10 protein-coding genes are annotated in these 12,288 nt (G+C 66.5%); 1 reads left to right on the top strand and 9 read right to left on the bottom strand.

Annotated features, from left to right (window positions below; all coding sequences use genetic code 11):
* Window positions 1–45: 45 nt before the first annotated feature.
* Window positions 46–807 (bottom strand): GntR family transcriptional regulator, encoded by a 762-nt coding sequence (locus C7C57_RS14905; RefSeq protein ID WP_187977014.1) that lies wholly within the window; start codon window positions 805–807, stop codon window positions 46–48.
* A gap of 167 nt (window positions 808–974) precedes the next feature.
* Here C7C57_RS14905 and C7C57_RS14900 point away from each other — a divergent pair, with 167 nt between their 5' ends.
* Window positions 975–2,726, top strand: coding sequence for a glycoside hydrolase family 9 protein (locus C7C57_RS14900; RefSeq protein WP_255505717.1), 1,752 nt, complete (start codon window positions 975–977; stop codon window positions 2,724–2,726).
* Window positions 2,727–2,751: 25 nt separating this feature from the next.
* On the opposite strand, the gene C7C57_RS14895 is transcribed toward C7C57_RS14900, so the two are convergent.
* The 8 genes from C7C57_RS14895 to C7C57_RS14860 form a co-directional block, all read right to left on the bottom strand.
* Window positions 2,752–3,582 carry a nucleotidyl transferase AbiEii/AbiGii toxin family protein gene (locus tag C7C57_RS14895; protein WP_187977013.1) on the bottom strand — a complete coding sequence of 277 codons (831 nt, stop codon included), beginning with the start codon at window positions 3,580–3,582 and terminating at the stop codon, window positions 2,752–2,754.
* Window positions 3,579–4,121 (bottom strand): type IV toxin-antitoxin system AbiEi family antitoxin domain-containing protein, encoded by a 543-nt coding sequence (locus tag C7C57_RS14890; protein WP_187977012.1) that lies wholly within the window; start codon window positions 4,119–4,121, stop codon window positions 3,579–3,581. The genes C7C57_RS14895 and C7C57_RS14890 overlap by 4 nt, the downstream gene beginning before the upstream one ends.
* 195 nt (window positions 4,122–4,316) lie before the next feature.
* A complete protein-coding gene (locus C7C57_RS14885) occupies window positions 4,317–6,083 on the bottom strand; it encodes a glycoside hydrolase family 9 protein (protein WP_187977011.1) in 1,767 nt (588 codons plus the stop codon).
* 33 nt (window positions 6,084–6,116) lie between these two features.
* Complete coding sequence (locus tag C7C57_RS14880; protein WP_187977010.1) at window positions 6,117–7,022, bottom strand: carbohydrate ABC transporter permease; 906 nt, start codon at window positions 7,020–7,022, stop codon at window positions 6,117–6,119.
* Complete coding sequence (locus C7C57_RS14875) at window positions 7,019–7,969, bottom strand: carbohydrate ABC transporter permease (protein WP_187977009.1); 951 nt, start codon at window positions 7,967–7,969, stop codon at window positions 7,019–7,021. The genes C7C57_RS14880 and C7C57_RS14875 overlap by 4 nt, the downstream gene beginning before the upstream one ends.
* A gap of 84 nt (window positions 7,970–8,053) precedes the next feature.
* Complete coding sequence (locus tag C7C57_RS14870; RefSeq protein ID WP_187977008.1) at window positions 8,054–9,334, bottom strand: ABC transporter substrate-binding protein; 1,281 nt, start codon at window positions 9,332–9,334, stop codon at window positions 8,054–8,056.
* Window positions 9,335–9,579: 245 nt separating this feature from the next.
* Entirely contained in the window at window positions 9,580–10,836 is a 1,257-nt protein-coding gene (locus tag C7C57_RS14865) for an acyl-CoA dehydrogenase family protein (RefSeq protein WP_187977007.1), read from the bottom strand.
* Window positions 10,833–12,287, bottom strand: a complete 1,455-nt coding sequence (locus C7C57_RS14860; protein ID WP_187977006.1) for an LLM class flavin-dependent oxidoreductase — start codon at window positions 12,285–12,287, stop codon at window positions 10,833–10,835. Before C7C57_RS14860 ends, C7C57_RS14865 begins: the two co-directional genes overlap by 4 nt.
* Window position 12,288: the final 1 nt, after the last annotated feature.

Below are 12,288 nucleotides of genomic sequence, written 5' to 3'. Positions count from 1 at the left end.
GACAGTGCAGTGAACAATGGTCAGCGGCCGGTGGCTAGCGGCTGGCTAGTGGGTGCCGCGGGCAAAGCCCGTGCGCAGGCGATAGCGGTCGCCCGCGTAGCGAATGCGCGACATGGAGACCTTTCGGTCATCGGCGGCGTAGGCGATCTGGTGCATCTCCAGGATCGGCTCGCCCTCCTGCATCCGTAAGCTCTCGGCGAGTGAGGCATCGGCCGCGCGCGCCTGAATCGTGGATTCGGCGCGCTCGGGGGCGAGCCCCGCCTCGCCCAGAACCGAGAAGAGGGAGGCCGTAGAGAAGTCCACGTCCGTGACGTCCGGCATGAGTGCGGCAGGCACCAGTGTCTCATCGCGGGCAATCGGGACATCGGCCAGCAGGCGAACCCGGTCAAGGCGGAAAAGCGGAGTGCCGGGGGCAACGCCGAGGGCTTCCGCCTCGTCGAGGGAGGCCGGACGCTCCTCGACGGTGACCACCTCGGAGGAGGGCTCCAGGCCCATCCGCTTCGCGGTCTCGGAGAAGGATTCCAGGTCATTGGACCAGTCGCGGTCCTGATTCGCGGTGCCCACATACCAGCCGCGTCCGTGCGAGGGTGCAAGCACGCCATCGTCAACCAGCTGGGTCAGGGCCTTGCGCAGGGTGACGCGGCTGATGCCGAGCTGCTGGCAGAGTTCGCGCTCCGGAGGAAGCCGCATGCCCTCGGTCAGGCTGCCGGAGTTGATCTGATCGCGGATCAGCCGCACGGCCTGGATCCACAGCGGATCCGGATAGTCCACGCGGATCGGCGGCTCGAATTCACCGGGGTTCGCCATTGCTGTTCCTTTCACGCGCCGGGGCGGGCTCGCCCCCACGCCGTACGGTACACGACTGGGCTCGAAGAAAATATCACCGCGGTTCTTCCATTATGGTACAAGATAGATACCAATAAATACCACTTATGCGTGAACGGTGACGAGGCCGTGGCGCGGAAGGGCTGACCGTGCGCATTCACACCTCCCACCTGGGATATGACATCGGCGCGTTCAAGCGCGCGGTGATTGGCGAGCTTGCCGTCGGGGAACGGCCAGACGTGCGGCTGGTGAGAGTCGACGCCGATGTCGCTGCCGACGGTGTTGCCATCGAGGCGCACGTCTCCCCGGCGACCGAGGTAGACCACTGGGCGGGCGGTGCCTATGCGGCCGTTGATTTCTCCGAGCTGGATGTCCCCGGTACATACCTCATCGAGGCCACTAGCGGGGGGCTGACTCGGCGCTCCGAACCGTTTGAAATCGGGATCGAACGCACCCACGCGCAGGGCATGTCCGACGTGCTGTTCGCGTTCAAGGCCGTACGCTCAAGCGGCGAGATCGAACGCAAGGACGCGGCCGCCGCCCTCTGGGGTGCGGAACCGGGTGCCCCTACGGTGGATGCCCGCGGCGGCTGGCTCGACGCCTCGGGCGACACCAGCAAGTTCCTCTCCCACCTCACCTACTCACCCGCGATGAGCCCACAACAGATCCCACTGTGTGCCTGGGCGTTTTTGGAGGCACGCGATGGTCTGACCCGGTTCCACCCGCGGTTCTCTCGTGTACTCGGGGCGCGGCTGCGCGATGAGGCGCTGTTCGGGGCCGATTTTCTGATCCGATTCCGAGATCCCCGGGGCCGCTTCTACTCGGGCATTTTTGACGGGCTGACCAAGAGCCTGCCCGAGCGGATCATCAACGCCCCGCTGCCCGAGTGTGTGCGCACCGACCGGTATATCGCCTCGTATCGCGGCGGCGGAGGCCTGGCGATCGCGGCGTTGGCTCGGGCATCCCGGGAGAGCGAGCACGGGGAGTTTGACCAGGCGGCGTACCTGTCGGCGGCGCGCACCGCGTTCCTGGACTTGGAGGCCCACAACGATGAGTATCTGTTTGGCCTGGACCTTGCCTCGGGGGAGCTGACGCCGAGCTCGGAGTCGATCGTGGACGACTACTGCGCGCTGCTCGCGGCGACCGAGCTGCACGCGGCGGATCCGCGCCCCGAGTATGCGGAGGCGGTCGCAACCCGACTCGCAAACATCGAGGGTCGACACCGTGCGGGCTCGCCCGGATGGTTTGAGGCGTGGGAGGACGGTCGCCCGCACTTCAGCCCGGTTGAGCCCGGCCTCCTCCCGATCGCGCTGTTGCGGGCGGCCGAGGTCTTCGAGGAGGACGAGATTTCCGAACGCGCCCGCACCCTCGCAGTGACCGCGATGTCCGACCTGATCGCGCGCACCGACGCGGTCCCCAATCCGTTCGGGTATCCGCGCCAGCGGGTGCAGCCGCGCGGTGGTGAGGCGCGTGATGCCTTCTTCTTCCCGCACGAGAACGACACCGGCTACTGGTGGCAGGGGGAGAACGCGGCGCTGGGGTCGCTGAGCCATGCGGCGGCGCGGGTCGCGGAGCTCCCCGGAGTGCCCGAGAGCCTGCGTGAGCGGCTACGCCGATTCGCCGTGGATCAGGTGCACTGGATGGTGGGCCGCAACCCGTTCGACGTTTGCATGCTGCAGGGCCGCGGCCGCAATAACGCCGAGTACACCCCCGATTTCCCGAACCTCCCCGGCGGCATCGTCAACGGCATCACCAGCGGCCTGGATAACGAAAACGGCATCGACTTCCGCACCGGCACGGCCGCGGGCCACGACTCCTGGCGCTGGACTGAACAGTGGATCCCGCACTCGGCCTGGTATCTGCTGGCCCTGTCCACCCTGCCCACAGCGGCGGCGGGCTAGGGTGCGGGATACACGCGGGTGACGACTAAAGGGCGGCCGCGCAGATTCGCTTGACGAGGTCATTCACCTGGTCAACCGCCTCGTCGACGGACGGTGCCACGGCAAGGCCCGCGGATGCCTCTTCGTACAGCGTGGCCCAGCCTGCGCCGACATGGATCTGCGGAGGCCAGGAATGCTGCGTGCGGTAGGAGAAGAGGCGGATGCAGGTCGTTGCGACAGCCGAAAGGTCCAGAGCTTCGTTTCGCTCAAGGAGCTGAATATCAACGAGATCGCGGGCTCGTTTGCTGTTGTGTTCGGAAACGGCGTGGAGCTTTTGCGCAATCTGATGTTCGGTGCGCATGACGGGGATGGGCGCGGGGGAGCGCAGCCCGACTCCGGTAAAAAGTGTCTTCACATCATCGGCGATGATGCGCTCCGCACCCTCGGCATCACCCAGCTCGTTATGGCCGAGTTCAAACGGTACCGTGCACCACGGCCTGCCGTGATAGCTCAGTTTCACCTCGAACGGCTGCATCACATATGCGGTGGGGACCGACGGGGGTCTGGCCGCGGATTTGGATACTAGGCGGCCGGTAAACCCGGCCCAACCTGCCGAGAGATTTTCCTCAAAAGCTCGGCGGAATGCCGCCAGGGTGCCCGTTCGGGCGGCATCGAGATCGCGCGTGAATCGAGAATTCTGCCCCAGTCGAAGTGCCAGCGCGCCGCCGCCCTTCACCGCACCCTCGGGAAGCATCTGCCCGATAACGACCAGTGACATTGTGATCCGGCGGCGTTGGACCTGCTGATCGCCGCCCGCGAGATTGCGGATGCGCTGTTCCAACGAGCGGACGCTGTTCGGTGCGGCGGCGTAGGTCATGACCGCAGCGCCCGCCGGAGGTGCCGGAATTCCGATGTGAGGAGAAGGCCCTCGGCACGCGCCTGCTGTGCCGCAATCAGGAGGATCGGGGGCTCGATTCGGCCGCTGCATGAGAGCAGAGCATCGGCGACATATTGGGAATTCAGCCCGTCGTAGACGGTGGTTCGTGGTTCACCATGCACACGGGTGAGCTCGATGAACGCCGGAAGTTTTGTGCGCGTCCGCCTGTGCACGGCAACCTTGATCCTGCGCGGGTTCAGATCGGCCAGGTCGAATAGGGACAAAACCGACTCGGCATACAGGTAGGCACCCTCGCCGGCGCGCAGAATCGCCTCGGCCAGCTGATCGTTGCGGGTTGGTGGAACGGTGGAGACCCGGTAGATGCCACGCGCCACGTGTTCTAGTCCGCCGCGGGCGGCGAGTTTAGGGAGCTCGACGGCGGGGACTCCCGCTTCGATTGCCTCACGCGTCGTGACGTAGCCGTAGCGATCGAGCGCCATTTCACGCAGAACGTCGCGATATTTGATCCTGGCTGACATGGCGTAACTATACCGAAAACGGTATTGTTGTGACATCGTATGTGTTCATTTACGCGTCCTCCGATTCGGTTTTTCTTTACGTTAGAGGGCTCGGTTGCGTAGGGGAAGAGCGGGCGCACTCGACCTTTGAACTATCAGCAAAAACACACGTATCGCCGCGAGCATCGGGCTCACGGCGATACGTTGAGGGGCTCGCTACCGCGCGGCCGCCAGGGCCAGGGTCAGCCAGCCCGCGTGCGGGATCCACTGCTCGCCCCAGCGCCAGGTGCGGCCCTCCTCGGCGTTGCCGGGGAGCAGGGCGAGGTCTTCCTCGTCGTCGATGCCGCCGGTGATGCCGTTGACCACGCCGCCCAGCAGGTTGGGCCACTCGACCCGGTAGAAGGGGTTGTTGCGGCCGCGGCCAGTGACCATGCAGGCGTCGAACGGGTTGCGGCCGAGGACCCAGGCGATCTGGTCGGCGGAGAAGCGGGCGACGCGCTCCGTGTGTTCGGCCGGGATGATCCCCGCGCTCAGGGCCAGGCTGGCCGCGGTGGAGAGCGAGGCGACGCTGGCGTTTTCGCCCTGCCACCAGTAGCCGGTCTCGTTTTCATGCGGGAAGAAGAAGGATTCGCGCGCCTCCCCGCCGACCGCCTGCACGCGGTGGCGCGGATAGCCGAACGGGTTGGGGACCGCGTCGGCGCGGGCCATCAGATCCAGCAGGATCCGCGCCGCACACGAGCGTGCAGCCTCGGCATCCGGCCCCTCGGGCAGCGCCTCGGCAAAGCGCAGCAGTGCGATCACCGGGAGCCCGGCCTCGGCGGCGCTGAAGAAGGGCCGCCCCTCGAAGTCGCCCACCAGGTAACCGCCGTCGGTGGTGACATAGCGACCGATTAGCGACGCCGCCCGGGCGCGGGCCGCGGGCTCGGCCGAGGACTCTCCGGCCGCCACCAGCTCGGCCGCGGCGAGCAGCGCGCAGTAGTCGTCCAGGATCGATTCGATCCCGTCAAACAGGTACTCGGTGTTGTGCTCCTCGAGGTGCCAGAACCCCTCGGTGGCCGCCCGCAGATAGGCCGCGGAATCGAACTCCCCGGCCGCATCCTGCGTGGAGGCGCGGGCAAGCGCGGCAATCGCCAGCCCGCCGCCGTGCCGATACGCCGCCTGATAGCGGTCGGTGCGCACGGACTCGGGCAACGGGGCGTTGATGACCCGCTCGTTCAGATCCTTGGTCAGCGCATCGAAGATCCCGGTATAGAAGTAGCCCTCGGGGGAGCGGAACCGCACCAGGAAATCGGCGCCGAACAGTCCCTCATCACGCAGGTGCGCGGTGAACATATCGGCCACCCCTGGGTGCCGGCGCACAATCTCGTCCCGTGCGGCGAAGAACGCCCAGGCGCACAGCGGAATCTGCTGCGGGCTCATCATCCGGGTATAGGTGAGGTGGCTCATGAACTTGCTGAAGTCACCGCTGGCATCCAGCCAGGCACCGCGGGCATCCACGGTGAATCCCGAGTCGTCGCCGTAGAGCGCGGCGGCGGCATCCTTGCGGTCGATCTCCCCGCTTGAACGCTGCGCCCGGAAATAGGACAGCAGATCCGGCAGCACCGAGCGCTGCAGCAGGTCCGGCTCCACCACAAACGGCGGCGAGGACACCGCCGTGCCCGAGGCGTCGACGCACTCGATCACATAGGTGCCGGTGGCTAGCACGGGCAGCGGTACCCGGGCAAACGGGCCGATGTGCCAGCGGGCGACCCGCTCGACCGGGCCCGCGTTGAGTTCGCGCGGTTCGCCGAGGGACGCATCGGCCAGAGCCTCGCGGATTGTGACCGAGCGCGGCGGCAACCCATCCGGCAGCCCGAGGATCGCGGCGGACGGGGATCCGGGGTCGTATCCGATGTGATTGATGATGACCTGGGATGTGGCGGGAACAGCCTCGGCCTGCCCGACCGAAAACGCGGTGGCGGGACGGGGAATCTCGACCGGCATGAAAAAGCCTCTCTTAAGGTGAAGGTGGAAAAACTAGCCCTTGAGGGCGCCGGCAAGCACGGCACCCTCCATCTTTTCGGCGAAGATCGCGTACACGATATAGACGGGGATCAGGGTGATCACGATGCCCGCGGCCAGCACGCCGTACTGCGCCGCATTGGTCATCGACAGCGTGGGCAGCGCGACCTGGGCGGTGCGCAGCGCGGGGTCGGGACCGATGATCACCAGCGAGAAGAAGTACTCGTTCCAGAAGCCCAGGAAGTTGAGGATGATGACCGTGATCGTGGTGGGCATCGTGACCGGCAGGAACACCGCCCACAGCACCCGCATCTGACTGGCACCGTCCAGCACCGCCGATTCCTCGAGCTCCGCCGGGACCGTGCGCATCGCCTGGGTCAGCAGAATCACCGAGAGCGGCATCGCGCCGGCGGGGAGGAAGAGGATCAGGAACTCGCGGGTGTGGAACAGGTTCATCGAGATGGCGAGCATCACCGTGGGCACCAGCGCGGCAAACGCCGGCACCAGGAAGCCCACCTGGAAGATCCGCTCGACGATGCTGCCGAGCTTGCCCTTGGAACGGGCCAGCGCGTAGGACGCGGGGATCGCCAGCAGCAGCGTAAGCACGCTCGCGCCCACCGTCAGGTAGGCCTGATTCAGCAGCGCCGGCCCCAGCGTCGCCTGCTCCCACGCCTTGCCGAAGTTGTCCAGCACCAGGCCGGCAAACGGGTTGAATGGCTCGTTGAGGATCGCGGTATTGGTCTTGAAGGCCGAGATCACCAGGTAGTAGATCGGGACCAGCAGCAGGAGCACATAGAGCCAGATCGCGCCGTGCGACAGATAGGTCAGGAAGGCGGAGATGCCGCGCGACCCACGGGAGGAGGATGCGCGAACCGGCGCAGCCTGGGCGCGGGTCTTGAGCGGGGATGCGGTGGTGGTCATGGCTTGCTCCGGAACAGTCGTCGGATGCCGATCAGGCCGAGCACTCCGAGCACAAACAGGATGACGGCGATCGCCTGGGCGTAGCCCACCTTCGACTTATTAAATGCGTAGTCGTAGACCAGGAAGGACAGGTTGATCGTCGAGGTGCCGGGTCCGCCGCGGGTCAGCAGCAGCACCACGGCGGCGGAGGTGAACAGGGTCCAGAGGAACTGCAGGGTCGTGATGACGCCCACAAATCCCTTGGCCATCGGGAACGCGATCAGCCACATGCGACGCCAGTGTCCGCAGCCGTCGAGCTCGGCGGCCTCAAACACCTCGGTGGGCAGCGAGTTCATGGCCGAGGCGAGCATCACCGCGGATACCGAAACCGAGGCCCAGAGGATCACGATGATGATTGCGATGAAGGCGCTGTCGCCGTTGGCGAGCCAAGGCTTGGCGATATGGCCGAGCCCGATCGTGTCGAGGAAGCCGTTGACCAGACCGGTCGGGGCAAACACCCCGAGGAATACCAGCGCGAGCGCGGGGGCCGAGAGCAGCACCGGGGTAAAGAGGACGGCGCGGATAAAGCGGTGACCGCGCGGACGCAGGTTCACGTAGTACGCGGTCATGAACGCGCCACACACCACGATCGGCACGGTGATGACCAGCTGGATCAGCGTGTTCAGCGCCGCCTGGTGCAGCACCGGATCGGCGAAGAGCTTGGTGAAGTTGTCGAGACCCACGAAGGTGCGCGGGGCGATCAGGCCACGCCAGTTGGTCATCGAGAAGTAGAACAGGCTGAACAGGGGCCCGATCGTGAAGACCAGGAACCAGACCAGCGCGGGAAGGGCGAAGGTCAGCCCGGCGTTGCGCTTCCAGACCGAGCGGCGGCGCGGGGTCTGGGACCGGGGTGAGGCGGGGTGTGCGGCGCTGCTCACCTCGGTGGGCGCCGCGTTAATGACAGCCATGGTGGCTCCGAACGTTGAGGGTTGAATCGTTGTTGGGGGCAAGAACCGGTGGCGCCGGATTTCCCGACGCCACCGGTGTGCCGCTTAGCCCGCGGCGGCGTAGACGTTGTCGACGGCCGCGCAGATGGCCTTGGCGTCGTTGCCCTTGGTGTAGGCCACCGAGGTCGCGCGATACATGGGGTTGGAGACGTCCCCGGGCACGTGCCCGTCGGGCATGACCGCCCAGTCCACCGAGTCCAGCAGCGGGCCGTTGGCCTGGGCGATGATCGGGGAGTCGATGTGGGAGGTGTCCACCTTGGTGCTGGTGGCCATCACGATGCCGGCATCGGCCATGATCTGAATGGTCGAGGGCTTGTACATGAACTCGACCAGCTTCTTCAGCGAGGCCTCCTTCTTCTGGCCGTTGGGGGTGACCCACCAGCCGGCCGAGGTGTCGCCGCGGTAGGCGTTCGGCTTGGTGAAGGTGCCGCCCGAGGCGACCGGGAAACCGCCCAGCTCGGTGGCCGAGGCGACGGGCTCCTCGGCGTGCAGGTACGCCCAGCTGCCCATCGGACCGATTGCGGCCTTGCCGGACATGTAGAGCGCCTGGGCCTGGTCGGCGGTGAGGCCCTCGACGCCGTCCACGAAGACGCCGGCATCGCGCAGCTCGGCGAACAGCTCGACACCCTTCATCGCGTTGGGGGACTTGCACAGTCCACCCTTTTCGAAGACCTGGATGGTCTCCTTCTCATCCATATAGGTCTGCAGGATCTGCAGGAAGATCTTCTGACCGGACCAGTCATTACCACCGGTAGCCACCGGACCCACGCCGCTGGCCCGCAGCGCGGTGGCCGTTGCCTTGAGCTCATCGATGGTCTTGGGAACCTCGGTGCCGGCCTTTTTCAGCAGGTCGGTGTTGTACCACCAGGGCCAGGTGAAGCCGGTGTAGGGGAACCCGCGGACGTTGTCCTCATCGTCGGTCCAGGCCTCGACCGCGGCTTTGGGGATCGCGTCGCCCAGATCCCAGTCCTTGAGGTAGTTGTTGACCGGGATGACCGCGCCGTTCTTGGCCCAGTCGAGCTGCTTTTCCAGGAGGCCCACCAGCAGCACGTCGGCCTCATCGCCGGCGAGCAGGGAGGTTTCGTAAACCTGGTTGAGGTCCTCGCCGTTTTCCAGGATCTTGACCTTGATCCCGCTCTCGGCGGTGAACTCCTTGATGGCGTCGCGCAGGGCGGTGCCCTGGCTATTACCACTGGTCCAAATGGTCTGCAGGGTAATGCTGTCGGCGTCGCCACCCCCGGCGGAGGCGCCGCCGCTGGAGCAGGCGGTGAGCGCGAGGCCGGTGGTGACGAGAACGGCGAGTCCTGCTTGTCTGAAGCGATGCATCGGTGGATCCTTCCTGACGGTTACGGCGGTGCTGCCGTAAATCGAACGGTCGGGTTGGGGGCCGAACCGTTGGCCCCAACAATAGCCTGTGGTTTCTAACTTGGCAAGAGTGGTATTGATGTGGTCTGTACCGAGTGGAAACCCGCATCCGGGGGACAAATTCCCCGAATTCCGCGGCCGGGCACAGCAAAAAGCCCTCGTCCTCGGGAAAAACCCGAGGACGAGGGCCGATATTGCCGGGTGGTCTACGTGTAGAGCGAGACCGGCTGGAACTCACCGTTAATGTGGTGTGCACCCACCTCAAGCTTCTTATAGTCCACCGGATCGTGCAGCGAGTGCGTGCGCACGTTGCGCCAGTGCAGGTCGAGTCCCACGCGCTGGTTGGCCGAGGAGGACCCGGTGACCTCGAAGATTCGGTGGGTCACCTCGAGGGCCACCGCATCGGTCACGACCTTGAGCTTGGCCACGGCGATCGCCAGTTCCCCGCGCTCCTCCCAGGTGAGGTCGCCGCCGCGATCGGCAGCCCGGTCAAAGTGGATGCCCACCCGCTCGGCGAGGGCGTCGGCCGCCTCGATCTGCGCCACAAACTCGCCCACCGTGCGCTGCACAAACGGGTCGTGACGATAGGTGTCGGCCCCCGAGAGGAACCAGGCGTTGGGACGGTTGCGCAGGATCTGCGTGCCCTGAGCCAGCGCCCCCTCGGCGATGCCCAGGTACAGGTTGCCAAACGCGAGCTGGATGCCCGGGGTCAGCAGGCTGGCGAAGGGTTCGGGGGAGTCCAGCCCCAGAACGTCGGCTGCCTCGACCCGGACGTTGTTAAAGCGCACCGACCCGCTGGCGGACAGCCGCTGGCCGAGCGCGTTCCAGTCGCCCAGGTATTCCACGCCCTCGCGGTCGTGATCCAGGACCGCGTAGAGGAAACGGTCGGCGTCCTCGCCCTCGGTGATGCGGGCATTGAGCAGAACCACATCGCCGACGCTGGCGCCGGTCGAGAAGCGCTTGAGCCCGTTCAGCCGGTAGCCATCACCCTCGCGAACCACCTCGAGGGCCGGATCCACCGGGTTGACCGAGTCGCCCCACACCCAGTTGCCCTCGATGCTCGCCCGGAACCAGGCCTCCTGGGCCTCGGGGGCGGCGGAAAACACGATGTTCGAGGCGTTGATGTAGTGGTAGGCGAGCACCTGGGCGACCGAGGCGTCGGTGCGCGCCAGCACCCGCACCACGTGCAGCGCGGTGGACCAGTGTGCCCCGCCGCCGCCGAACTCGGCTGGGTGCAGCAGGTTGATCAGTCCGGCCTCGCGCAGCAGGTTCAGCTCGGTGTGCGGGTCGAGGTTGGCCCGGTCGCGTTCGAGCGCGTCGGTGCCCAGGCGGGCCCCAACCTCGGCGGCGACGGCCTCCCAGTGGGCGCGCTCGGCGGCATCGGCGACGCCGTGCCAGGGCGAGAGCGCGGCGGCCGCGGTTGTGGTTTCGGGGGCTTCGGTTGCTTCGGCGATGGTGGTCATGCTGCGTCCTTCGGGGTGTCGCGGATCGAATCGATATGCGGGATGACCCGCGAGGCGTCGCCATCGGCGGCGGACCGGGCGCCGGTGAAGGCCCCGCGGTAGGCGGCACCCGGGTGGGTGCTGGGGAGGTGGGGGCCGGCGCCGCCGAGGCGTTCGCGCAGTGTGCCCCCGGGGTACTCGTTCCAGACCCGGCCACGCTTTTGCAACTCGGGGACGATCAGGTCCACGATGTCCTCGAAGCTGCCCGGGGTGACCGCATAGGCGAGGTTGAACCCGTCCACATCGGCAACCTCGATCCAGCGCTCGAGCTCATCGGCCACGGTCGTCGGCGAGCCCACGATCACCGGACCGATGCCGCCGATGCCCAGGTATTCGGCGATGTCGCGCGGGGTCCAGCGGCGCTCGGGATCGGTGATCGTGAAGATCGCCAGGGCCGAGCGGGCGGCATCGGTGTCCACGTATTCCAGCGGCACGTCGGGGTCGTAGCCCGAGAGGTCGAGGCCCGACCAGCCACCGTAGAGCGCCAGGGCACCCTCGACGCTGGTGTACGAGCGGTACTCGTCGTACTTCGCCCGGGCCAGCTCGTCGGTTTCGGCGGTGATGATCGTGGCCAGCACGATGATCTTGACCTCGTTGCGGTCGCGTCCGGCGGCCTCGGTCTGGTTGCGAATATCGTCGACGTTTTTGCGGGTGATCTCGGGCCGCACCCCGTTGAGGAACACGGCCTCGGCATGCCGGGCGGAGAAGGACTTCCCGCTTTTGGAGGTGCCGGCCTGGAAGATCACCGGGCTGCGCTGCGGGGAGGGTTCGGCCAGGTGGATGCCCGGCACCGAGAAGTGCTCGCCGCGGTGATCGATCGGGTGCACCTTTGTGGGGTCGGTGAAGACGCCGGATTCGCGGTCGCGCACCACCGCGCCATCCTCCCAGGAACCCTCCCACAACTTGTAGGTCACGTCGAGGAACTCCTCGGCCAGCTCATAGCGCTGATCGTGGCTGAGCTGCTTTTCCAGGCCCAGGTTGGTCGCCGCGGAGTTGAGGTAGCTGGTGACCACGTTCCAGCCGATCCGGCCGCCGGTCAGATGATCCAGCGAGGAGAAGGTGCGCGCCAGGCTGTAGGGCTGCTCATAGGTGAGCGCCACGGTGACGCCGAAACCCAGGTGTGTGGTGACCGCGGCCATCGCGGTGATCGGCAGCACCGGGTTGATCATCGGCACCTGCGCCGCATCGATCAGGGCGGGGGAAACCGAGTCGCGGTAGACGTCGTAGACGCCCAGCACGTCGGCGAGGAAGACCGCGTCGAACTTGCCGCGCTCCAGGAGCCGGGCGAGGTTGGTCCAGTATTCCAGGGTGTTGTAGGTGTCGGCCCGGTTGTCCGGGTGCCGCCACAGGCCCGGGGCCTGATGCGTGACGCAGCCCATATCGAAGGCGTTGAGGATGATGCGCTTGGACACG

Origin of the sequence: Mycetocola sp. JXN-3, from assembly GCF_014522285.1 — a bacterium.
Lineage (GTDB): Bacteria > Actinomycetota > Actinomycetes > Actinomycetales > Microbacteriaceae > Mycetocola > Mycetocola saprophilus.
Note: the sequence above shows the minus strand (reverse complement) of the source record. Positions and strands in the feature narration are given on the sequence as shown.